The following is a 23,949-nucleotide window of genomic DNA, read 5'->3' as shown; positions in this document are numbered from 1 at the left end:
AGGAATAAGGTGAAAACGATGAAAAAGAGCGCTGCTTTATTAGCTATTACTGCCCTGATTTCCATGCCGGTTCTGGCCGCACAGAGCGGTGGATTTGTGGATCCAGAGACGCCCGCTGCCGTGGCGCAGAAAGGGGGCTTTTCAGGCCCCAACGGCACAGTAGCCACGGTGAAACAGGCCCAGGAGATGAGTGATGACGAGTGGGTCACGATGCGTGGCAACATTGAGAAACGCGTGGGTGATGAGGATTACACCTTCCGTGACGCCACCGGCTCAATGAGGGTAGAAATCGACCACAAGCGCTGGGATGGGCAGACCGTCACGCCAGCCGATAAAGTTGAGCTGCAGGGCAAGCTCGATAAAGACTTTAACTCGCTTGAACTGGACGTGAAGCAGATCCGCAAAGTTAAGGGCTAACCTGGCTGGCAGGAGAAGGGGCTTCCTGACTCCTGCCAGACAACATCGCCACCAGATGCAGTACCGCTGGCGAACGATCCAGCCTGCGCCAGGCCAGCGCAATATCGCTGTTCAGCACCGCATCGTCAATCGAATGAAACGTCACCTCAGGATGACGGATGCACACCAGTGACTCCGGCACCAGAGTAAACCCAAATCCGCTGGCCACCATGCCGATAGCTGAGGCGATTTGCGGAGCCTGCTGCCCGTTGCGGGGTTGAAAGCCGGCGCGCAGGCAGGCGCTGATAATCATTTCATACAGGCTGGGCGAGACTTCCCGGGGAAACAGTACCAGCGGATCTTTCGCCAGCTGCTTCAGAGAGAGCGTTCCTTGTTCGGCCAGCCTGTGCCCGGGCGGCAGCACCGCCAGCATCTTTTCGCTGGCAATGACCTTCAGATTAAAGGTCTTGCTGCTCTCGCAGGGCAAACGCACAAATGCGGCATCCAGTACCCCTTCCTGCAGGTCATGCATCAGCGACGCCATATTCTGTTCGCGAGTGTTCATGACCATATCGGGATAACTATCCTGAAATTCCCTCAACAGGCAGAAAACCGAGGCGTGAAAAGCGACTGAACTGGCAAAGCCCAGGGAGAGCTGTCCGCTGATGCCGCGGGCAATGCCTTTGGCTTTTTCCAGCGCCAGACCACTCAGCTCCAGAATCTGGCAGGCGTCGTGATAAAACGCTTCGCCAGCCTCCGTCAGCTCAACGCTGCGGGTAAGCCTTTTCAGTAACGGCAGGCCAATTTCACGCTCAAGACGCAAAATCTGCTGGCTCAGCGGAGGTTGTGAAATGCCCAGCATTTCCGCTGCCCGGGTGAAGCTGTGCGTGCGGGCAACGGCAACGAAATAACGCAGATGGCGAAGTTCCATATCAAAATCGTCTCAAAGTAGTGGCTTCCCTATATTGGTATTTACGGCTGAACCGAGTCAACATCCTGTTAATGATTCTTAACCTTTTAGCCACGAGGGGAGCCATGAAACATTCTGTAACTGACTGTTTATGTGAGCAACAGCTGGCGACAACCGTCAGCCTGCTGCAGCAAGATAAACCAGAAAGCGTAATCTATCAGACCTCGCTGATGAGCGCGTTGCTCAGCGGCGTGTATGAAGGCAGCATCTCTGTTGCTGACCTGTTGAAAAAAGGGGATTTTGGCCTGGGGACGTTTAACCAGCTGGATGGTGAAATGATCGCTTTCGACAGCAATGTCTACCAGCTCAAATCAGATGGCAGCGCGCGTGAAGCCACACCGCAGCAGAAAACGCCTTTTGCAGTGATGACCTTTTTCAGACCCCAGCATCGTATCCAGATTGATGAGCCAGCCAGCCGCGAAGCTATCCATGAGCTTATCGATCGTCAGGTGACGTCAGACAATCAGTTCTGCGCGCTGCGTATTGACGGGCGCTTTTCTGCCGCGCAGACCCGCACCGTTCCCTGCCAGCATCGCCCTTATCGCTCTATGCCGGAAGTGTTAGGCAAGCAGCCTACTTTTCATTTCAGCCAGCGCGATGGCGTGCTGATTGGCTTCCGTACGCCGCAATATATGCAGGGGATCAACGTTGCAGGCTATCACGAGCACTTCATTACCGATGACCGCCAGGGCGGAGGACATCTGCTTGATTACCAGCTGGAGCAGGGCGTGCTGACCTTTGGTGAAATCAGCAAGCTGGTGATCGACCTGCCGCAGGACAGCGATTTCTTACAGGCCGATCTGAATCCCGACAATCTGGATTCAGCCATCCGTTCCGTCGAAAGCTAATTATCAGGAGTCATGATGAAAACCCCATCCGACACAACGCTCTGGCAACATGGCGCCGACCTGGTCGTCGCACAGCTTGAGGCGCAGGGCGTGAAGCAGGTCTTTGGTATTCCCGGCGCCAAAATCGATAAGGTCTTTGATTCGCTGGTGGACTCCTCCATCCAGACCATTCCCGTGCGGCATGAGGCCAACGCGGCGTTTATGGCGGCGGCCGTGGGGCGGCTGACCGGCAATGCCGGGGTAGCACTGGTTACCTCCGGCCCCGGCTGTTCCAACCTCATCACCGGCATGGCTACCGCGACCAGCGAGGGCGACCCGGTGGTTGCGCTGGGTGGCGCAGTAAAGCGTGCGGACAGCGCCAAACAGGTCCATCAGAGCATGGATACCGTCGCCATGTTCCGCCCGGTCACCAAATATGCGGTGGAGGTAACGGATGCGAATGCTTTGTCTGAAGTGGTCTCCAATGCGTTCCGTCAGGCCGAGCAGGGGCGCGGCGGCGGCGCCTTTGTCAGCCTGCCGCAGGATATCGTTGACCAGCCTGCCCGCGGCAACTTGCTGAACTGTAAAGGGCAGGTGTTGCTGGGCGCCGCGCCGGAGCGGGCAATTGAAGCGGTAGCGAGCCAAATCGCCAGGGCGAAAAATCCTGTTCTGCTGCTGGGACTGATGGCCAGCCAGCCCGGCAACAGCGAGGCGCTGCACCGCCTGCTGGATCGCAGCCATATCCCTGTCACCAGTACCTATCAGGCGGCTGGCGCGGTCAGGCAGGATCACTTCGCTCGCTTTGCCGGTCGGGTGGGGCTGTTTAACAATCAGGCGGGCGATCGGTTATTACGCCAGGCTGACCTGATCATCACCATCGGCTACAGCCCGGTGGAGTATGAGCCTGCGATGTGGAACAGCGGTACGGCGACGCTGGTGCATATCGATGTGCTGCCCGCCGATGCGGATAACTGCTATCTGCCCGATGCAGAGCTGGTAGGGGATATCGCCGCCACGCTGGATAAACTGGCGGCGAGGATCGCCTCTCCCCTGCAGCTCAGCAGCGAAGCCGCCGCCATTCTGGCGGATCGGCAGCAGCAGCGTGAACTGCTCTCCCTGCAGGGCCAGAACCTGAACCAGTTTGCCCTCCATCCGCTGCGCATCGTGCGGGCAATGCAGGACATCATCAACAGCGACGTGACCCTGACGGTGGATATGGGCAGCTTCCATATCTGGATCGCCCGTTATCTTTACAGCTTCCGTGCACGACAAATCATGATCTCCAACGGGCAGCAGACCATGGGCGTGGCCTTGCCGTGGGCGATAGGGGCCTGGCTGGTCGATCCGGGCCGTAAAGTGGTCTCCGTCTCCGGTGACGGCGGTTTCCTGCAATCCAGCATGGAGCTGGAAACAGCGGTCAGGCTGAAGGCCAATATCCTGCACATCATCTGGGTGGATGAGGAGTACAACATGGTGGCGATGCAGGAGCAGAAAAAGTACCAGCGTGTCTCCGGCGTGAAGTTTGGGCCGGTTGATTTTAAAGCCTATGCCGAGGCGTTTGGCGCGGCAGGATTCGCAGTAGAGAGCGCCGCAGCGCTGGAGCCTACGCTGCGTAAAGCGATGGATGTGCAGGGGCCTGCGGTGGTAGCGGTGCCGGTCGACTATGCCGACAACCCGATGCTGATGGGCCAGCTGCATCTGAGTCAGATTCTTTAAATACCGTTCAGGGAGTAGAGATGAAAACGAAAGTAGCATTAGTGACCGGCAGCGGTCAGGGAATTGGCAGGGCGATTGCCCTGCGGCTGGCAAAAGATGGTTTCGCCGTCGCCGTGGCAGACTTCAACAGCCAGACGGCAGGTGAGGTTGCCGACGAGATTGTGGCTCTGGGCGGCAAAGCGTTAGCCGTTACGGTGGATGTTTCTGACCGCGATCGGGTATTTGCCGCCGTTGAGCAGGCCCGTAAAGAGTTGGGAGGCTTTGACGTCATCGTAAACAATGCCGGGATAGCGCCAACCACGCTTATTGAAGAGATCACGCCAGAAATTGTCGATAAAGTTTACGCTATCAACGTAAAAGGGGTGATCTGGGGCATTCAGGCCGCGGTGAAAGCCTTTAAGGCTGAAGGGCATGGCGGTAAGATCATCAATGCCTGTTCTCAGGCGGGACATGTGGGTAACCCGGAGCTGGCGATTTACAGCTCCAGCAAATTCGCCGTACGCGGGTTAACGCAAACCGCTGCGCGCGATCTGGCTCCGGCTGGCATCACCGTAAACGGCTACTGTCCGGGAATTGTTAAAACCCCGATGTGGGAGGAGATTGACCGCCAGATCTCCAGCGCGGCGGGCCAGCCAGCCGGGTATGGCACAGCCGAATTTGCCAAACGCATCACTCTGGGCCGCCTCTCTGAGCCGGAGGATGTCGCCGCCTGCGTCTCCTTCCTGGCAGGCCCGGACTCTGACTATATGACCGGCCAGTCTCTGCTGATTGATGGCGGTATGGTCTTCAGTTAATCCCGCTGACCCTGGCCGGTTGCTGCTGGCCAGTTCTTACCAACCCTCGTTTATCTGCGCCTAACTCAAACTCCGCCACAGGACAGCGAAACGTTTCGATGGCGATCACAATTTCACGCTTTGCCCGTTGTTTTCCCTCCCGCCTCTCATACACTCCCGATCAGCGAAACGTTTCGCTCTGGAGTGAAAGATGAAAAAAGGCACCTTACTGAATTCTGAAATTTCGTCGCTGGTTTCCCGCCTGGGGCATACCGACAGCGTGGTGATTGGCGATGCTGGTCTGCCGATCCCGGCCGGACCGCAGCGCATCGATCTGGCGCTGACGCACGGTATCCCGAGCTTTATGCAGGTAGTGCAGACTGTGACGCAAGAGATGCAGGTAGAAAGCGCCATCATCGCGGAAGAGATCAAAACCCACAATCCTCAACTCCACAGTGAGCTGTTAGCCCTGCTCGACTTGCTGCAACAACATCAGGGAAACACCCTTTCTATTCAGTACGTCACTCATCAACAGTTCAAACAGCAAACCCAGCGCAGCCAGGCGGTGATCCGCAGCGGGGAGTGTTCTCCCTATGCGAACATTATCCTTTGTGCCGGCGTGACCTTCTGAGGCCATGATGCAACCTTTACTGCAACTGCAAGGCATTGATAAATCCTTCCCGGGCGTGAAAGCGCTCTCCGGTGCCGCGCTCTCGGTTTTTCCGGGCAGGGTGATGGCGCTGGTGGGCGAAAACGGCGCCGGGAAATCCACCATGATGAAAGTGATGACCGGCATCTATGCGCGTGATGCCGGCAGCATTCACTGGCTGGGTAACGAGGTCTCATTTAACGGACCAAAAGCGTCGCAGGAAGCGGGAATTGGCATTATTCATCAGGAGTTGAACCTTATCCCGCAGCTCAGCATTGCGGAAAATATCTTCCTGGGCCGCGAGTTTGTGAACGCCATCGGGCGCATCCAGTGGAAGAAGATGCACGCCGAAGCGGAGGTGCTGTTAAAGCGGCTGAATCTGCGCTTCAGCAGCCATACGCTGGTGGGCGACCTCTCGATTGGCGATCAGCAAATGGTCGAAATCGCTAAAGTCCTGAGCTATCAATCCCGGGTGATAGTGATGGATGAACCTACCGATGCGCTGACCGATACCGAAACGGCCTCGCTGTTCCGCGTGATCCGCGAGCTGAAGGCGCAGGGCTGCGGCATTGTTTATATTTCGCACCGCATGAAGGAGATCTTCGAGATCTGCGATGACGTCACCATTTTCCGCGACGGCCAGTTTATCGCGGAGCGTGAAGTCAATTCGCTTGATGAGGATTCGCTGATTGAAATGATGGTAGGGCGCAAGCTGGAAGAGCAGTATCCGCGTCTGGATAAAGCGCCGGGCGAGGTGCGCCTGAAGGTTGAGCACCTTACCGGGCCGGGTGTGAATGATGTGAGCTTCACTTTACGCAAAGGTGAAATTCTCGGCATCGCCGGACTGATGGGCGCAGGGCGTACCGAATTAATGAAGGTGCTTTACGGCGCGCTGTCGCGCACTAAAGGCCGCGTCCAGCTGGATGGTAAAGAGGTGGTCACCCGCTCGCCTGAAGAGGGGCTGCAACACGGCATCGTTTATATCTCTGAAGACCGCAAGCGCGACGGGCTGGTGCTGGGCATGTCAGTGAAAGAGAACATGTCGCTGACGGCGCTGGACTACTTCAGCCATCGCGGCGGTCGCCTGAAGCATGCCGAAGAGCAGCTGGCGGTGAGTGACTTTATCAAACTCTTTAACGTCAAAACGCCTTCAATGGAGCAACCCATTGGCCTGCTCTCCGGCGGTAATCAGCAAAAAGTCGCTATCGCCCGTGGGCTGATGACCCGGCCAAAAGTGCTGATTCTGGATGAACCTACCCGCGGCGTGGACGTCGGGGCAAAGAAAGAGATTTACCAGTTAATTAATCAGTTCAAAGAGGAAGGGCTGAGCATCATTCTCGTTTCCTCGGAAATGCCAGAGGTACTGGGCATGAGCGATCGCGTGCTGGTGATGCACGAAGGCCGCCTGAGCGGAGATTTCCCCATCGAACAAGCCACGCAGGAAGTATTAATGGCGGCGGCAGTCGGTAAGCAACTTAGCGTGGAGCAACCATGAGTACCCAAACCCTTCGTGCCAACCGGCCGTTCAGCAAGAGCTGGCTGCTGGAGCAAAAATCCCTGATCGCCCTGATTGTGCTGATCGCTATTGTCTCCAGCCTCAGCCCCAATTTTTTTACGCTGAACAACCTGTTCAACATTCTGCAGCAGACTTCGGTCAACGCGATCATGGCGGTAGGTATGACGCTGGTGATCCTGACCTCTGGCATTGACCTTTCCGTGGGCTCGCTGCTGGCACTGACCGGCGCGGTAGGCGCTTCGCTGGTGGGCCTGGAGGTGAATGCGCTGGTAGCCGTGGTGGCCTCGCTGGCGCTTGGCACCGCGATTGGCGCGATTACCGGCACCATTGTCGCCAGGGGCAAAGTGCAGGCGTTTATCGCCACGCTGGTGATGATGCTGCTGCTGCGCGGCGTGACGATGGTCTACACCAACGGCAGTCCGGTCACTACAGGCTTTAATGACAATGCCGATCTGTTCGGCTGGTTCGGTATTGGCCGCCCGCTGGGTATCCCCGCGCCGGTCTGGATCATGGCGCTGGTGTTCCTGGCCGCCTGGTACATGCTGCACCACACCCGCCTGGGCCGCTACATCTATGCGCTGGGCGGCAACGAAGCCGCAACCCGCTTATCGGGCATCAGCGTCAGCCGCGTCAAAATTATCGTTTATGCGCTGAGCGGCATGCTGGCTGCGCTGGCTGGCACCATTGAGGTGGCACGACTCTCCTCGGCTCAGCCTACGGCGGGCACGGGCTATGAGCTGGATGCCATCGCGGCGGTGGTGCTGGGCGGTACCAGCCTGGCTGGGGGTAAAGGACGTATTATGGGAACGCTGATTGGTGCGCTGATCCTCGGTTTCCTGAATAACGGCCTGAACCTGCTGGGCGTCTCTTCTTACTACCAAATGATCGTTAAAGCGGTGGTGATACTGCTCGCGGTGCTGGTAGATAACAAAAGCAGTAAATAACTCTCCCTACAGGACTTTATAATGAAAATGAAACTGACTGCACTGGCCGTTCTGCTTGGCGTAACCGTAAGCGCTAACGCGCTGGCAAAAGAGACTATCGCGCTGGTGGTTTCCACGCTGAATAACCCCTTCTTCGTCTCGCTGAAAGATGGCGCGCAGAAAGAAGCTGACAAACTGGGCTATAACCTGGTGGTGCTGGATTCGCAGAACAATCCGGCGAAAGAGCTGGCTAACGTGCAGGATCTGACCGTTCGCGGCACTAAGCTGCTGCTGATCAACCCAACCGATTCCGACGCCGTGGGCAATGCCGTAAAAATGGCTAACCAGGCAAATATCCCGGTAATTACCCTCGACCGTATGGCAGCACAGGGCAAAGTGGTCAGCCACGTCGCCTCTGACAACCGTTTCGGCGGCAAAATGGCCGGTGATTACATCGCGAAAAAAGTCGGCGAAAATGCCAAAATTATTGAGCTTTCCGGCATTGCCGGTACCTCCGCCGCGCGTGAACGTGGTGAAGGCTTCAAAATGGCGGCAGATGCCCACAAATTCCAGATCCTTGCCAGCCAGCCGGCTGACTTTGACCGTACCAAAGGGCTCAACGTGATGCAGAACCTGCTGACGGCGCATCCTGACGTGCAGGCGGTATTTGCCCAGAACGATGAAATGGCATTAGGCGCAATGCGTGCATTGCAAACCGCAGGCAAATCTGATGTTGTGGTAGTCGGCTTTGACGGCACTGCAGATGGTATGAAAGCCGTTGAAGGGGGCAAGCTGGCCGCAACCGTGGCGCAGCAGCCGGAGCAGATCGGCGTTATCGGCGTGGATACGGCTGATAAAGTGCTGAAGGGCCAGAAAGTTCAGGCGATTAATCCGGTTGACCTGAAGCTGGTCACTAAATAAATCAAAGAAAAGCAGGGCACGCGCCACCTCCCTGAGGTGGCGCCTTTTTCTGGACGACACCCTATGAAAAGTACCGACAAGCTGGCCGTCCTTGGCAGCATTAATGCCGATCACATCCTTAATCTGGATACGTTCCCCCGTCCTGGCGAAACGGTGATCGGTAAGCACTATCAGGTAGCCTTTGGTGGCAAGGGCGCTAACCAGGCTGTCGCTGCCGGACGCAGCGGCGCGGATATCGCGTTTATTGCCTGCGTGGGTGAAGACGATATCGGCCAGCGCATCCGTCAGCAGCTGGCTGCAGACAAGATCGACGTAACGTCAGTGGAAGTCATCGCGGGTGAACCAACCGGCGTGGCGCTGATTTTTGTGAACGGTGAAGGTGAAAACAGCATCGCCATTCAGGCAGGCGCTAATGCAGCATTAACGCCTGCGCTGGTGGAAAAACATCAGCAAACTATTGCTGACGCGGCAGCATTATTAATGCAGCTTGAGTCTCCGCTGGAGAGCGTGCTGGCGGCGGCAAAAATTGCCCATCGCCATCAGACGAAAGTGATCCTCAATCCTGCTCCGGCGACCCCGCTTTCTGATGAACTGCTGGCGCTGGTGGATATGATTACCCCTAATGAAACCGAAGCCGAAATTTTGACCGGCGTGCATGTTGATTCCGATGATTCAGCGGCGCGTGCGGCGGCGGTTTTGCATGAAAAAGGCATTGGCAGCGTATTAATAACGCTGGGCAGCCGTGGCGTCTGGCTGAGCGAACAGGGCCAGGGAGAGCGTATTCCCGGTTTCAAAGTAGCGGCGGTAGATACCATTGCTGCTGGCGATACGTTTAACGGAGCGTTGATAACAGCCCTGCTGGAACAACGGCCAATGACAGAGGCGGTGCGTTTTGCGCATGCCGCTGCCGCCATCGCAGTCACCCGGCCTGGCGCGCAGCCTTCTGTGCCGTGGCGCGATGAAACCGATCGTTTCTTACAGCAGCAGGGGTAGCCCGTGGCCACGATGAAGGATGTCGCAAGGCTGGCGGGCGTTTCCACCTCAACCGTGTCTCACGTCATCAATAACAACCGCTTCGTCAGTGAGGCGGTGCGGGAAAAAATCACTTCAGCTATCTCGCAACTTAATTATGCGCCTTCCGCTCTGGCGCGCAGCCTGAAGATTAACCAGACCCGCACTATCGGTATGTTACTGACCGCCAGCAGCAACCCGTTCTATGCGGAAGTAGTGCGCGGCGTGGAAAGAAGCTGTTATGAGCGCGGCTACAGTCTGGTGCTCTGCAATACCGACGGCGATGAAAACCGGATGAACCGCAGTCTGGAAACGCTGCTGCAAAAGCGTGTGGATGGCCTGCTGATCATGTGTACCGAAAGTCATATCCCCTCTGCTGAGATCCTTAACCGCTATCCCTCTATTCCCTCCGTGATGATGGACTGGTCCCCTTTTGAGGGCGGCAGCGATATCATTCAGGATAACTCTCTGCTGGGCGGGGAGATGGCTACCCGCTATCTGATTGCTCGTGGTTATACCCGCATTGCCTGTATTGCCGGGCCGCAGGATAAAACGCCCGCGCGCCTTCGACTTGAAGGCTTTCAGCAGGCGATGGCCCAGGCAGAACTACCGGTATTGCCGGGCTATATTGTGAACGGAGATTTTGAGTTTCAGGGCGGCTATAACGCTATGAATCAGCTGCTGGCGCTCAAACCCCTGCCCGAGGCCGTTTTTACCAGTAACGATGCGATGGCGGTCGGAGTTTACCATGCGCTGTTCCAGGCAGCTCTTTCCGTGCCGCAGGACATTGCGGTTATCGGCTATGACGATATTGAGCTGGCCCGCTACATGACGCCGCCGCTGACGACTATCCATCAGCCTAAAGATGAGCTGGGCGAGCTGGCTATCGATACGCTGCTCCATCGTCTGGCCGAGCCCGGCGGCAGTCAGCAGCTGCTGGTGCTGACCCCGGAGTTGATTGAACGCGGCTCTGTCGCGGAACGTTAAGCTTTTTTCCTGCGTTTCTCACGGTTACTGATCAGATGTCTGCCGTCGCCTGGCTTCAGCAGCATAAAGACCACGCCTGAGATCACCGTCACCACGCCCATGGTCAGGAACGTAGCGTGGAAGTGCTGAACGGTAGTGCCCTCAAAATTTTCATAGAAGCGGAGCACGGCAGCACTTACCGCAACACCGAAGCTGATGGCCAGCTGTTGCGTCACCGCCAGCATGCTGTTACCGCTGCTGGCATTGGCATCATTCAGATCGGCAAGCGTAATGGTGTTCATCGCGGTGAACTGGGTCGACATCGCCATGCCCAGTATAAAGAGGGGCAGCAACAGCAGGGTAAGACCCATTGCCGGCGTCTGTAACGAGAAGCTGGCGATCAGCACGCCGATAATTACGCTTATCCAAACCAGCGTTTTTCGGTAGCCAAACCAGCGCAGCACCTGGGTTACGGTGGACTTAGCCATTATTGAGCCCAGCGCAGTGGGCGCCATCATGCATCCGGCCAGGATAGCAGAGTAGCCAAATCCAACCTGCAACATCAGCGGCATCAGGAAAGGAATACATCCCGTACCCAGCCTGGAAGCGATGTTGCCCAAAATCCCCACGGAGAACGTTCGGGTCTTGAACATCGGTAAGGGGATGAGCGGGGTGGGATGTCGCCGCGCATGTACTATATAAAGAAGAAGTAAAACGATGCCGCCGGATGTCACTGCCAGCGCAATGCTGGATGCCACAATCTTCTCGCCAAACAGTTCTATCCCACTCGACAATAAAACTAACCCTATGCCAAAGAGCAGGAAGCCCAGCAAATCAAACCGGCGGCGTGGCGTGGTGAAGTCCGGCATATATTTGCGTGCGTAGAAAATCCCGGCGATGCCCACAGGAATATTAATCAGGAAGATCCAGTGCCAGGTGGCATAGGTCACCATCACGCCACCCAGCAGAGGACCCAATACCGGGCCAATCAGTCCCGGCATAGTGACAAAGTTCAGCACAGGAAGCAGTTCACTCCGCGGATAGGCCCTCAGCAGGGCCAGACGTGCAACCGGCATCATCATCGCGCCGCCTACGCCTTGTAGCACCCTGAACAGCACCAACGAGGTCAAAGAACCGGAGAGGGCGCAGGCAAGCGATCCCAGGGTAAAAAGGGAAACGGCGGCGATAAAAACTTTGCGGGTACCAAATCGATCGGCCAGCCAGCCGCTAACCGGAATAAGCAGCGCTACGGTTAGGGTATAGCTAATGACGGCGGACTGCATTGCCAGGGGAGAACGATTAAGGCTTTGAGCTATAGCGGGGAGGGCGGTATTGAGTATGGTGGCATCCAGCGCCTGCATGAAAAAGGCCATGGCGGCAATCCACGGCAGTCCGGCCATACTTCGCGCGGATTTTATCATTTAGCGTCCTTATCTCTGTTCTGTTGTGGCGGGCGTAACCGGCAATGCTTAAAGAATAGCATCTGTCGGCCGCGTTTCATCAGGGTTAAAAGGGCTTCAGCTTCGCAATATGCTGCACAAATAAGCGTAAAAAGCCTGGTTTTTCGCCTTTTGGCGAAAAAAGAAACGGTCAGAAATTTTCTTTACAGAAACACTTGTCACCCGTCAGGAACTCCCTATAATGCGCCTCCATCGACACGGAACAACGGCTTACCGGCCGCCGGGTTGAGAGGGTCAGGAAGCTGAACCGCCGGCGAAAAACTTCTGAAAATGTTGTTGACTCCGAAGGAGGAAAGCGTAATATACGCCACCTCGCAGTAACGCCTCAGGGCGCTTACCGCAACGCTCTTTAACAATTTATCAGACAATCTGTGTGGGCACTCGCAGGATTGATATCAGCGCCGCAAGGCGCAGAAAATATCAAGTCTTAAGAGTGAACACATAATGAAATTCATTATGAGTGTTTTACACTTGAGCATCGCTGCACTTGTTGCAGCAAATCGAACTTTTAATTGAAGAGTTTGATCATGGCTCAGATTGAACGCTGGCGGCAGGCCTAACACATGCAAGTCGGACGGTAGCACAGAAGAGCTTGCTCTTCGGGTGACGAGTGGCGGACGGGTGAGTAATGTCTGGGAAACTGCCTGATGGAGGGGGATAACTACTGGAAACGGTAGCTAATACCGCATAACCTCGCAAGAGCAAAGTGGGGGACCTTCGGGCCTCACGCCATCGGATGTGCCCAGATGGGATTAGCTAGTAGGTGGGGTAACGGCTCACCTAGGCGACGATCCCTAGCTGGTCTGAGAGGATGACCAGCCACACTGGAACTGAGACACGGTCCAGACTCCTACGGGAGGCAGCAGTGGGGAATATTGCACAATGGGCGCAAGCCTGATGCAGCCATGCCGCGTGTATGAAGAAGGCCTTCGGGTTGTAAAGTACTTTCAGCGGGGAGGAAGGCGGTGAGGTTAATAACCTTACCGATTGACGTTACCCGCAGAAGAAGCACCGGCTAACTCCGTGCCAGCAGCCGCGGTAATACGGAGGGTGCAAGCGTTAATCGGAATTACTGGGCGTAAAGCGCACGCAGGCGGTCTGTCAAGTCAGATGTGAAATCCCCGGGCTTAACCTGGGAACTGCATTTGAAACTGGCAGGCTAGAGTCTTGTAGAGGGGGGTGGAATTCCAGGTGTAGCGGTGAAATGCGTAGAGATCTGGAGGAATACCGGTGGCGAAGGCGGCCCCCTGGACAAAGACTGACGCTCAGGTGCGAAAGCGTGGGGAGCAAACAGGATTAGATACCCTGGTAGTCCACGCCGTAAACGATGTCGACTTGGAGGTTGTGCCCTTGAGGCGTGGCTTCCGGAGCTAACGCGTTAAGTCGACCGCCTGGGGAGTACGGCCGCAAGGTTAAAACTCAAATGAATTGACGGGGGCCCGCACAAGCGGTGGAGCATGTGGTTTAATTCGATGCAACGCGAAGAACCTTACCTGGCCTTGACATCCACGGAATTCGGCAGAGATGCCTTAGTGCCTTCGGGAACCGTGAGACAGGTGCTGCATGGCTGTCGTCAGCTCGTGTTGTGAAATGTTGGGTTAAGTCCCGCAACGAGCGCAACCCTTATCCTTTGTTGCCAGCGCGTGATGGCGGGAACTCAAAGGAGACTGCCGGTGACAAACCGGAGGAAGGTGGGGATGACGTCAAGTCATCATGGCCCTTACGGCCAGGGCTACACACGTGCTACAATGGCGCATACAAAGAGAAGCGACCTCGCGAGAGCAAGCGGACCTCATAAAGTGCGTCGTAGTCCGGATCGGAGTCTGCAACTCGACTCCGTGAAGTCGGAATCGCTAGTAATCGTAGATCAGAACGCTACGGTGAATACGTTCCCGGGCCTTGTACACACCGCCCGTCACACCATGGGAGTGGGTTGCAAAAGAAGTAGGTAGCTTAACCTTCGGGAGGGCGCTTACCACTTTGTGATTCATGACTGGGGTGAAGTCGTAACAAGGTAACCGTAGGGGAACCTGCGGTTGGATCACCTCCTTACCTGAAGATACTTTCCCGCGTAGTGTCCACACAGATTGTCTGATAGAAGTAATGAGCAACAGTAACAGAGTCCCCATCGTCTAGAGGCCCAGGACACTGCCCTTTCACGGCTGTAACAGGGGTTCGAATCCCCTTGGGGACGCCATCCTGATAATGAGTGAAAGACATTATCAACCAGTATCTCAAAACTGATTCTCTCCGCAAGGATGAGTCACGTTTGAGATATTTGCTCTTTAACAATCCGGAACAAGCTGAAAATTGAAACGACGCGTCGTGTTCATTCTCCGTAATAAGGGTGAACAGAACGATGCGTTCGAGTCTCTCAAATGCCTGCAACAGCAGTGTCCTGCGGGACGCTTGTGGGTTGTGAGGTTAAGTGACTAAGCGTACACGGTGGATGCCTAGGCAGTCAGAGGCGATGAAGGGCGTGCTAATCTGCGATAAGCGTCGGTAAGGTGATATGAACCGTTATACCCGACGATACCCGAATGGGGAAACCCGGTGCACTCGTGCATCATTGCAGCATGAATACATAGTGCTGCAAGGCGAACCTGGGGAACTGAAACATCTAAGTACCCAGAGGAAAAGAAATCAACCGAGATTCCCCCAGTAGCGGCGAGCGAACGGGGAACAGCCCAGAACCTGAATCAGTTTGTGCAGCAGTGGAAGCGTCTGGAAAGTCGCAGGGTACAGGGTGATACTCCCGTACACGAAGCTGCACTTACTGTGAGTTCGATGAGTAGGGCGGGACACGTGACATCCTGTCTGAATATGGGGGGACCATCCTCCAAGGCTAAATACTCCTGACTGACCGATAGTGAACCAGTACCGTGAGGGAAAGGCGAAAAGAACCCCGGCGAGGGGAGTGAAACAGAACCTGAAACCGTGTACGTACAAGCAGTGGGAGCACCCTTGTGGTGTGACTGCGTACCTTTTGTATAATGGGTCAGCGACTTATATTCTGTAGCAAGGTTAACCGTATAGGGGAGCCGCAGGGAAACCGAGTCTTAACTGGGCGTTAAGTTGCAGGGTATAGACCCGAAACCCGGTGATCTAGCCATGGGCAGGTTGAAGGTTGGGTAACACTAACTGGAGGACCGAACCGACTAATGTTGAAAAATTAGCGGATGACCTGTGGCTGGGGGTGAAAGGCCAATCAAACCGGGAGATAGCTGGTTCTCCCCGAAAGCTATTTAGGTAGCGCCTCGTGAATTCATCTCCGGGGTAGAGCACTGTTTCGGCTAGGGGGCCATCCCGGCTTACCAACCCGATGCAAACTGCGAATACCGGAGAATGTTATCACGGGAGACACACGGCGGGTGCTAACGTCCGTCGTGAAGAGGGAAACAACCCAGACCGCCAGCTAAGGTCCCAAAGTCATGGTTAAGTGGGAAACGATGTGGGAAGGCACAGACAGCCAGGATGTTGGCTTAGAAGCAGCCATCATTTAAAGAAAGCGTAATAGCTCACTGGTCGAGTCGGCCTGCGCGGAAGATGTAACGGGGCTAAACCATGCACCGAAGCTGCGGCAGCGACACTTATGTGTTGTTGGGTAGGGGAGCGTTCTGTAAGCCGTTGAAGGTGGACTGTGAGGTCTGCTGGAGGTATCAGAAGTGCGAATGCTGACATAAGTAACGATAAAGCGGGTGAAAAGCCCGCTCGCCGGAAGACCAAGGGTTCCTGTCCAACGTTAATCGGGGCAGGGTGAGTCGACCCCTAAGGCGAGGCCGAAAGGCGTAGTCGATGGGAAACAGGTTAATATTCCTGTACTCGGTGTTACTGCGAAGGGGGGACGGAGAAGGCTATGTTGGCCGGGCGACGGTTGTCCCGGTTTAAGCGTGTAGGCTTGCGTTCCAGGCAAATCCGGAACGCTTTAAGGCTGAGGCGTGATGACGAGTCACCACGGTGATGAAGCAACAAATGCCCTGCTTCCAGGAAAAGCCTCTAAGCATCAGGTAACACAGAATCGTACCCCAAACCGACACAGGTGGTCAGGTAGAGAATACCAAGGCGCTTGAGAGAACTCGGGTGAAGGAACTAGGCAAAATGGTGCCGTAACTTCGGGAGAAGGCACGCTGGCGCGTAGGTGGAGGGACTTGCTCCCCGAGCTGAAGCCAGTCGAAGATACCAGCTGGCTGCAACTGTTTATTAAAAACACAGCACTGTGCAAACACGAAAGTGGACGTATACGGTGTGACGCCTGCCCGGTGCCGGAAGGTTAATTGATGGGGTTATCCGCAAGGAGAAGCTCTTGATCGAAGCCCCGGTAAACGGCGGCCGTAACTATAACGGTCCTAAGGTAGCGAAATTCCTTGTCGGGTAAGTTCCGACCTGCACGAATGGCGTAATGATGGCCAGGCTGTCTCCACCCGAGACTCAGTGAAATTGAACTCGCTGTGAAGATGCAGTGTACCCGCGGCAAGACGGAAAGACCCCGTGAACCTTTACTACAGCTTGACACTGAACATTGAGCCTTGATGTGTAGGATAGGTGGGAGGCTTTGAAGCGTGGACGCCAGTCTGCGTGGAGCCAACCTTGAAATACCACCCTTTAACGTTTGATGTTCTAACCTGGCGCCGTGATCCGGCGTGGGGACAGTGTCTGGTGGGTAGTTTGACTGGGGCGGTCTCCTCCCAAAGAGTAACGGAGGAGCACGAAGGTTAGCTAATCACGGTCGGACATCGTGAGGTTAGTGCAAAGGCATAAGCTAGCTTGACTGCGAGAGTGACGGCTCGAGCAGGTGCGAAAGCAGGTCTTAGTGATCCGGTGGTTCTGTATGGAAGGGCCATCGCTCAACGGATAAAAGGTACTCCGGGGATAACAGGCTGATACCGCCCAAGAGTTCATATCGACGGCGGTGTTTGGCACCTCGATGTCGGCTCATCACATCCTGGGGCTGAAGTAGGTCCCAAGGGTACGGCTGTTCGCCGTTTAAAGTGGTACGCGAGCTGGGTTTAGAACGTCGTGAGACAGTTCGGTCCCTATCTGCCGTGGGCGCTGGAAGATTGAGAGGGGTTGCTCCTAGTACGAGAGGACCGGAGTGAACGCACCACTGGTGTTCGGGTTGTCATGCCAATGGCACTGCCCGGTAGCTAAGTGCGGAAAAGATAAGCGCTGAAAGCATCTAAGCGCGAAACTTGCCTCGAGATGAATCTTCCCTGGGCCTTTAAGGCCCCTGAAGGGACGTTGAAGACTACGACGTTGATAGGCCGGGTGTGTAAGCGCAGCGATGCGTTGAGCTAACCGGTACTAATGACCCGTGAGGCTTAACCTTACAACACCAGAAGCGTTCTGGTGGCGTCTGAGAGACGCAACAGAGATTTTCAGCTTGTGACGGATTGATTTGCGCGGCCTGGGAGGGCGGCGTGAATGACAGAATCTGCCTGGCGGCTTTAGCGCGGTGGTCCCACCTGACCCCATGCCGAACTCAGAAGTGAAACGCCGTAGCGCCGATGGTAGTGTGGGGTCTCCCCATGCGAGAGTAGGGAACTGCCAGGCATTAAATAAAGCAATAACCCCGACCGCAAGGCCGGGGTTTTTTGCGTCTGCGTTTTACCGGACGGACAGAAAAGGGCCCCGCGCTGACGCACGGGGCCCTTTTTTATGCCTGCCTGTAAAAATGCTAATCAGGAATTTTAGCGCAGTTCATCATAAGATCTTCCAGGGTATTCATGTTAATGAAGGCATCAAGATCCTCAAAATCTACTGATACGCCGCCTGCTTCCTTAAGGAAAAACATGAGTTTACGATCGCCACGCTGGAGATATTCTTTAAGTAATTCAGTTTGGTCACGATGAATAAGCGCGTGAGTAGGGTGATCCCGTCCGTTGCTGCAAGCCCAGGCGGCTTTAGCGTCTGCTTTACCTTTCCACAGCTGTTCAACCAGATTCAGAGGCACAAAGGGTGTATCGCAGGAAGCAAACACAGCCCACTCAGTAGTAATATGCTGTAAAGCGGCCAGCATACCTGCCAGCGGGCCGGCAAAACCCGGGAAAGAATCGGTTAAAACGCGACAGCCGCATTCCTGATAGCGTTCGCCATTTCTGTTGGCGCTGATCATAACCTCTGCTACCTGCGGGTGCAGCCGTGCCAGCACATGCTGATAGAGCGGTTTGCCCCTGAAGTTAACCAGTCCCTTATCTTCACCCTTCATCCGTGACCCTTTTCCACCAGCAAGAATGACCCCGGTCACCTTTTCGTTCGTATTGTCTGATTTGTGAACCATTCCGCCGGTCACCTCTCTGTTAAAGTGAAATTAATGCTGATAACCTGGCTACTTATTAAGTCTGACAGGAAGCTTGCCATGAAATGCCATCGTCTCAACGAACTGATCTCCCTGCTGCAACCTGAATGGCAGAAGGAGCCGGACCTTACGCTGATGCAATTTTTACAGAAACTCGCTACAGAGTCAGGTTTTACTGGCCCGATAACCGAACTCACCGACGATATCCTGATTTACCATCTCAAAATGCGCGGCAGCGATAAAAACGAGCCGATCCCCGGGCTGAAGAAAGATTATGAAGAGGATTTCAAAACGGCTCTGCTTCGTGCGCGTGGCGTTATCAAAGATTAAATCCCTGCCGCCGTCCGGCATAAGCAGAATTTAATGATAGTATTACCGGCTACTTCACGTGATGAGCATGCCGGATGAAAGAGCCAGCCTTTAACTTTCAACAACTACATCCTGACACCATCCTTGATGCGCTCTGGGAGACCGGGATCCGCGTTGAGTCAGGGCTAACCGCGCTCAACAGCTATGAAAACAGGGTTTACCAATTTTCTGATGAAGAGAGAAAGCGCTATGTGGTGAAGTTTTACCGACCTCAGCGCTGGTCGCCACAGCAGATTGAGGAAGAGCACCAGTTTACCGCTGAGCTGCTGGCTGATGAAGTTCCCGTTGCCGCACCGCTGCTATTGCAGGGAAAAACCCTTCACCAGCATCAGGGCTATCTCTATACCGTCTTTCCCAGCCTGGGAGGACGCCAGTACGAAACTGATAATTACGATCAGCTCGAATGGGTTGGGCGCTACCTGGGGCGAATTCATCAGACGGGGCGTAAAAGCACGTTTACTGAGCGTCCCACTATTGGGCTGGATGAGTACATCGCGCAACCTCTGCAGGTACTTGAAGCCAGTAGTTTAATTCCCGGCAAGTTGAAAGAAGCTTTATTGACCAGTGTGCGCCTGATAGGCACAACTTTACAAAATTGCTGGCATACTCAGTGGCACGCTTTGCGACTGCATGGAGACTGCCATCCCGGCAATATTCTCTGGCGAGACGGCCCGCTGTTTGTCGACCTGGATGATGCCCGTAATGGTCCGGCAGTGCAGGATTTATGGATGTTGATTAACGGCGACATTCAGGAGCAAAGGCTGCAGTGGGATATTCTGCTGGAAGCGTACAGCGAATTTTGCGAGTTCGACACACACGAATTGTCACTGATTGAGCCTTTACGCGCCATGAGGATGGTTTATTATCTGGCGTGGGTCGTTCGCCGCTGGCAAGACCCTGCATTTCCTGCCAGTTTTCCGTGGATGACGGATGAAGATTTCTGGCGCAGACAGATTGCTATCTTTAACGAGCAGGCCAGGCTGTTGCAGGAGCCACCGCTTCAGCTTATGCCCGCATTCTAAGGCTGGTCGCCTTTTCCGATCCGCCCCTATTGTTGTCAGGAGAGAGTTTTACAATGAAAAAGATTTGGTTTGCACTGGTTGGTATGGTTCTGGCCTTTAGTGCTTCGGCCGCGCAGTTTACTGATGGCCAGCAATACGTGACGATGCAGAAGCCTGCCACGGGTGAACCACAGGTTCTTGAATTCTTCTCTTTCTACTGCCCCCACTGCTATGAATTTGAACGTGTCTGGCACGTTAGTGATGCGGTAAAAAAAGGGCTGCCTGCCAACACCAAAGTGACTAAATACCATGTAGAGTTCCTGGGCGGCGATATGGGTAAAACGGTTACCCAGGCCTGGGCTGTGGCAATGGCGCTGGGCGTGGAAGATAAAGTCACTGCGCCAATCTTTGACGGCATTCAAAAAACTCAGACCATTACCGATCCAGCCAGCCTGAAGGATACTTTTGTCAAGGCAGCGGGTATTAAGCCAGAAGAGTACGATGCGGCCTGGAACAGCTTTGTCGTGAAATCGCTGGTTGCTCAGCAGGAAAAAGCGGCCGCTGATGTCGATCTGCGTGGCGTGCCTGCCATGTTTGTTAACGGCAAATATATGGTCAATAACGGCGGTCTGGATACCAGCTCGATGGATAACTACGTACAGCAATATGCCAACGTGGTAAAATTCCTGATTACCCAGAAGTAAGGCTTCGTCCTTTTCCTGACGCCGGCTAATGCCGGCGTTACTGTTTCAAACCCTGGCAGAAGGGTTCAGAAATAAATATCCGTAAAGGGCGCCGGTTTCCTGAAAAAGGGCGCGGTAACGTTGACAATAATAATTACTATCCACATATAACGCATTCCGCCGAATCTGCAATAAATCCTGGAAATAATATTTAATCAATTGAATTTATTATTCTTTTGTTTCCCTAAAAAAATAATATCCTGTTTAGTTGCTTCTCTTCTTAAAATTACACACAAACTTATCCACAACTTGTTCTTGCGTGGCCTGCCGCAAAATTTTCTCTTACACGAAGTTTATCTGCCAGGATATTTCATCTTTACTGCCCAGCTGTGGCATCCTTATCCCTATTGAAGACACTAAAGAAGAACGTGACGACTTATGGCACAGATTGCAGAAAACCCGCTCATCCTGGTAGATGGATCTTCTTATCTCTATCGCGCTTATCATGCGTTTCCGCCACTTACTAACAGTGGTGGGGAGCCGACAGGGGCTATGTATGGCGTGCTGAATATGTTGCGCAGCCTGCTGCTGCAATATAAACCCAGCCATGTGGCCGTGGTGTTTGATGCCAAAGGCAAAACGTTCCGTGACAAGCTGTTCGAACATTACAAATCGCATCGCCCTCCGATGCCTGATGATCTGCGCGCGCAGATAGAGCCTCTGCATAATATGGTCAGGGCGATGGGTCTGCCGCTGCTGGCCGTAAACGGTGTGGAGGCGGATGATGTTATTGGCACCCTGGCGCTGGAAGCGGAGAAATTAGGGAAACCGGTATTAATCAGCACCGGCGACAAAGATATGGCTCAGCTGGTGACACCAGATATCACGCTGATTAACACCATGAATAACGCTATCCTCGGCCCCGATGAAGTGGTAGAGAAATTTGGTGTGCCACCCAATCTCATTATCGATTTCCTGGCGTTGATGGGCGACTCATCCGATAACATTCCTGGCGTACCGGGTGTCGGTGAAAAAACCGCGCAGGCCCTGTTACAGGGACTGGGGGGTATTAAAGCGATTTATGACGATCTGGATAAGGTATCCGGCCTGACGTTCAGAGGCGCCAAAACCATGGCTGCCAAGCTTGAGCAAAATAAAGAGCTCGCTTTCCTCTCTTACCAGCTGGCCACGATCAAAACGGATGTGGAACTGGAATTAACCTACGAGCAGCTCACCGTCAACGAGCCAGCGGTAGAAGATCTGCTGGGTATGTTCCGTCATTTCGAATTCAAACGCTGGATCACCGACCTGGAAGAAGGGAAATGGCTACAGGGGAAAAAAACGAATCCTGCTGCTCAAAAAGCCCTGGTTGAAAAGGTGGAGGAGCAGGTGGAAGCCACCAGTATCTTATCTGCTGATGGCTATGTCACTATCCTTGATGAAGCCACCTTTGAGATCTGGGTGAAGAAAATTCAGCAAAGCGAACTTTTCGCTTTCGATCTTGAGACCGATTCGCTGGATACGCTTAGCGCAAATATCGTGGGGCTGTCGTTTGCCGTCTCGCCGGGCGAAGCGGCTTACCTGCCAGTGGCTCACGACTATCTGGATGCGCCCGCGCAGCTGGATCGTAACAGCGTTCTTGCTCGCCTCAAGCCGCTGCTGGAGGATGCCAGCCTGCTGAAAGTTGGGCAGAACCTGAAATACGATCGTGGCGTGCTGAAAAATTATGATATTGAGCTGGCGGGTATCAGGTTTGACACCATGCTTGAATCTTACGCCCTCAACAGCGTTACCGGGCGGCATGACATGGATTCTCTGGCTTCCCGGTGGCTGAAGCATAAAACCGTATCGTTTGAAGATATCGCCGGTAAAGGCAAAAAACAGTTAACCTTTAACCAGATAGCTCTGGAGCAGGCTGCGCATTACGCCGCAGAAGATGCAGATGTCACCCTTCAGCTGCATCTGAAGATGTGGCCAGAGCTGGAAAAAGAGCAGGGACCTAAAGCGGTCTTTGAAAATATAGAGATGCCGCTGGTCACCGTGATTTCGCGCATTGAGCGTAATGGCGTGCTGATCGACCAGGGCATTCTTGCTGCCCACTCCAAAGAGCTGACTTTACGCCTGGCAGAGCTGGAGCAGAAAGCACATGAGCTGGCTGGCGAACCGTTCAACCTCTCTTCGCCCAAGCAGTTACAAACTATTCTGTTCGAAAAGCAGGGGATTAAGCCTACCAAGAAAACCCCTGGCGGCGCGCCTTCCACCAGCGAAGAGGTCCTGGCGGAGCTGGCGCTTGATTACCCGCTGCCGAAAGTGATCCTTGAGAACCGCAGCCTGGCTAAGCTGAAGTCGACCTATACCGATAAACTGCCGCTGATGATAAACCCTGTGACCGGGCGTGTTCATACCTCCTATCACCAGGCGGTGACGGCAACAGGGCGTCTCTCCTCTACCGATCCGAATCTGCAAAATATCCCGGTGAGAAATGATGAGGGGCGGCGTATTCGCCAGGCCTTTATCGCCTCCAAAGGTCATAAAATTGTGGCGGCCGACTATTCACAGATTGAGCTGCGCATCATGGCGCACCTGTCACAGGATAAGGGGTTACTGGAGGCGTTTGCCGAAGGTCAGGATATCCACCGTGCTACGGCCGCAGAGGTCTTCGGCATGGCGCTGGATAAGGTGACAGGTGAGCAGCGTCGCAGCGCCAAGGCGATCAACTTTGGCCTGATCTACGGTATGAGCGCGTTCGGCCTGTCACGGCAGCTGAATATTGGCGCTGGCGAAGCGAGGAAGTATATGGATCTCTACTTCGAACGCTATCCGGGCGTTTTACGCTATATGGAAAATACCCGGAAGCAGGCTGCCGAAAAAGGTTACGTCTCCACGCTGGACGGGCGCCGTCTTTATCTGCCGGATATCAATGCCAGCAATGCGATGCGCCGTAAGGCTGCTGAACGTGCAGCGATCAATGCGCCAATGCAGGGAACGGCAGCCGATATCATTAAAAAAGCGATGATAGCCGTTGACGGCTGGCTGACGCCGCAGACCACGCCAGAGGTAAAAATGATCATGCAGGTACACGATGAACTGGTATTTGAGGTTAAAGCTTCCGCAGTGGAAGCGGCGACGGCAAAAATTCGTGAACTGATGGAAAACAGCATGAAACTGGATGTGCCACTCAGGGTTGATGTGGGCGTTGGCGACAACTGGGAACAGGCCCACTAAAACTGGGCTGCCGTAACGGATGAGGCTGATTTTTCTGAAGATTCAGTCTCGCTGTTTACCCATAAGAAAATGCTTTGGTTAATCGGTTCAGCCTGCTCACCAACGCTTATAAGGCGGATAGCTCTTGCTAACCGGTTATCCCCAAAGCACTTTTTTTGTAATTAAGCTACAGGCAGCGCCTTTTTCTGTGACCTGAGTTGGATAACACCCGCTGTTTTATGAAAATTAACTACAAAAAACCCTTTTGA

General features: G+C 54.4%; 17 protein-coding genes, 1 tRNA gene and 3 rRNA genes. 18 read left to right on the top strand and 3 right to left on the bottom strand.

The window, feature by feature from the left end; all coding sequences use genetic code 11:
- Positions 1-18 precede the first annotated feature (18 nt).
- Complete coding sequence (locus tag Q3V30_RS21250) at positions 19-417, top strand: YgiW/YdeI family stress tolerance OB fold protein (protein WP_306209218.1); 399 nt, start codon at positions 19-21, stop codon at positions 415-417.
- On the opposite strand, the gene Q3V30_RS21245 is transcribed toward Q3V30_RS21250, so the two are convergent.
- A complete protein-coding gene (locus Q3V30_RS21245) occupies positions 407-1,327 on the bottom strand; it encodes a LysR family transcriptional regulator (RefSeq protein ID WP_306209216.1) in 921 nt (306 codons plus the stop codon). The genes Q3V30_RS21250 and Q3V30_RS21245 overlap by 11 nt on opposite strands.
- Before the next feature lie 104 nt (positions 1,328-1,431).
- On the opposite strand from Q3V30_RS21245, the gene budA reads away from it, so the two are divergent.
- The 9 genes from budA (at position 1,432) to rbsR (ending at position 10,689) form a co-directional block, all read left to right on the top strand.
- Complete coding sequence (gene budA, locus Q3V30_RS21240) at positions 1,432-2,214, top strand: acetolactate decarboxylase (RefSeq protein ID WP_306209214.1); 783 nt, start codon at positions 1,432-1,434, stop codon at positions 2,212-2,214.
- A 15-nt stretch (positions 2,215-2,229) separates the two neighbouring features.
- A complete protein-coding gene (gene alsS, locus Q3V30_RS21235; RefSeq protein ID WP_306209212.1) occupies positions 2,230-3,909 on the top strand; it encodes an acetolactate synthase AlsS in 1,680 nt (559 codons plus the stop codon).
- Between the two features lie 20 nt (positions 3,910-3,929).
- Positions 3,930-4,703, top strand: coding sequence for a (S)-acetoin forming diacetyl reductase (locus tag Q3V30_RS21230; protein ID WP_306209210.1), 774 nt, complete (start codon positions 3,930-3,932; stop codon positions 4,701-4,703).
- A 190-nt stretch (positions 4,704-4,893) separates the two neighbouring features.
- The gene (rbsD, locus tag Q3V30_RS21225; protein WP_306209208.1) at positions 4,894-5,313 is read left to right on the top strand and encodes a D-ribose pyranase; all 420 of its coding nucleotides are present in this window, start codon (positions 4,894-4,896) and stop codon (positions 5,311-5,313) included.
- A 7-nt stretch (positions 5,314-5,320) separates the two neighbouring features.
- Positions 5,321-6,826, top strand: a complete 1,506-nt coding sequence (gene rbsA / locus Q3V30_RS21220) for a ribose ABC transporter ATP-binding protein RbsA (RefSeq protein ID WP_306213272.1) — start codon at positions 5,321-5,323, stop codon at positions 6,824-6,826.
- Positions 6,823-7,791: a ribose ABC transporter permease gene (gene rbsC / locus Q3V30_RS21215; RefSeq protein ID WP_306209206.1), complete on the top strand. Its 969-nt coding sequence runs from the start codon at positions 6,823-6,825 to the stop codon at positions 7,789-7,791. The genes rbsA and rbsC overlap by 4 nt, the downstream gene beginning before the upstream one ends.
- A 21-nt stretch (positions 7,792-7,812) precedes the next feature.
- Positions 7,813-8,691, top strand: a complete 879-nt coding sequence (gene rbsB, locus Q3V30_RS21210; protein WP_306209204.1) for a ribose ABC transporter substrate-binding protein RbsB — start codon at positions 7,813-7,815, stop codon at positions 8,689-8,691.
- Positions 8,692-8,754: 63 nt separating this feature from the next.
- Positions 8,755-9,684 carry a ribokinase gene (gene rbsK / locus Q3V30_RS21205; protein WP_306209202.1) on the top strand — a complete coding sequence of 310 codons (930 nt, stop codon included), beginning with the start codon at positions 8,755-8,757 and terminating at the stop codon, positions 9,682-9,684.
- A 3-nt stretch (positions 9,685-9,687) separates the two neighbouring features.
- Positions 9,688-10,689: a ribose operon transcriptional repressor RbsR gene (gene rbsR / locus Q3V30_RS21200; RefSeq protein ID WP_428979223.1), complete on the top strand. Its 1,002-nt coding sequence runs from the start codon at positions 9,688-9,690 to the stop codon at positions 10,687-10,689.
- Here the strand turns inward: rbsR and mdtD are convergent.
- Complete coding sequence (mdtD, locus tag Q3V30_RS21195; RefSeq protein ID WP_306209200.1) at positions 10,686-12,089, bottom strand: multidrug transporter subunit MdtD; 1,404 nt, start codon at positions 12,087-12,089, stop codon at positions 10,686-10,688. The genes rbsR and mdtD overlap by 4 nt on opposite strands.
- A gap of 548 nt (positions 12,090-12,637) precedes the next feature.
- On the opposite strand from mdtD, the gene Q3V30_RS21190 reads away from it, so the two are divergent.
- The 4 genes from Q3V30_RS21190 (at position 12,638) to rrf (ending at position 17,678) form a co-directional block, all read left to right on the top strand.
- Positions 12,638-14,180: ribosomal RNA gene (locus Q3V30_RS21190) — 16S ribosomal RNA — on the top strand.
- Between the two features lie 69 nt (positions 14,181-14,249).
- Positions 14,250-14,325, top strand: a tRNA-Glu gene (locus Q3V30_RS21185).
- Positions 14,326-14,550: 225 nt separating this feature from the next.
- Positions 14,551-17,454 (top strand): 23S ribosomal RNA (locus tag Q3V30_RS21180).
- Between the two features lie 108 nt (positions 17,455-17,562).
- A 5S ribosomal RNA gene (gene rrf / locus Q3V30_RS21175) occupies positions 17,563-17,678 on the top strand.
- The 16S, 23S and 5S rRNA genes sit together here with 1 tRNA gene alongside, the layout of an rRNA operon.
- Before the next feature lie 124 nt (positions 17,679-17,802).
- On the opposite strand, the gene mobA is transcribed toward rrf, so the two are convergent.
- The gene (mobA, locus tag Q3V30_RS21170) at positions 17,803-18,405 is read right to left on the bottom strand and encodes a molybdenum cofactor guanylyltransferase MobA (protein ID WP_306209198.1); all 603 of its coding nucleotides are present in this window, start codon (positions 18,403-18,405) and stop codon (positions 17,803-17,805) included.
- Positions 18,406-18,483: 78 nt separating this feature from the next.
- On the opposite strand from mobA, the gene Q3V30_RS21165 reads away from it, so the two are divergent.
- From Q3V30_RS21165 to polA, 4 genes are all read left to right on the top strand, one after another.
- Positions 18,484-18,753, top strand: a complete 270-nt coding sequence (locus Q3V30_RS21165; RefSeq protein WP_306209196.1) for a YihD family protein — start codon at positions 18,484-18,486, stop codon at positions 18,751-18,753.
- A 74-nt stretch (positions 18,754-18,827) separates the two neighbouring features.
- Entirely contained in the window at positions 18,828-19,814 is a 987-nt protein-coding gene (locus Q3V30_RS21160; RefSeq protein ID WP_306209194.1) for a serine/threonine protein kinase, read from the top strand.
- Between the two features lie 53 nt (positions 19,815-19,867).
- Positions 19,868-20,497 (top strand): thiol:disulfide interchange protein DsbA, encoded by a 630-nt coding sequence (gene dsbA, locus Q3V30_RS21155; RefSeq protein ID WP_306209192.1) that lies wholly within the window; start codon positions 19,868-19,870, stop codon positions 20,495-20,497.
- 417 nt (positions 20,498-20,914) lie between these two features.
- Positions 20,915-23,701 carry a DNA polymerase I gene (gene polA / locus Q3V30_RS21150; RefSeq protein WP_306209190.1) on the top strand — a complete coding sequence of 929 codons (2,787 nt, stop codon included), beginning with the start codon at positions 20,915-20,917 and terminating at the stop codon, positions 23,699-23,701.
- Positions 23,702-23,949 lie beyond the last annotated feature (248 nt).

This window comes from Erwinia pyri, from assembly GCF_030758455.1.
GTDB classification, from domain to species: Bacteria; Pseudomonadota; Gammaproteobacteria; order Enterobacterales; family Enterobacteriaceae; genus Erwinia; species Erwinia pyri.
This window is presented reverse-complemented; position numbering and strand designations above follow the sequence as displayed.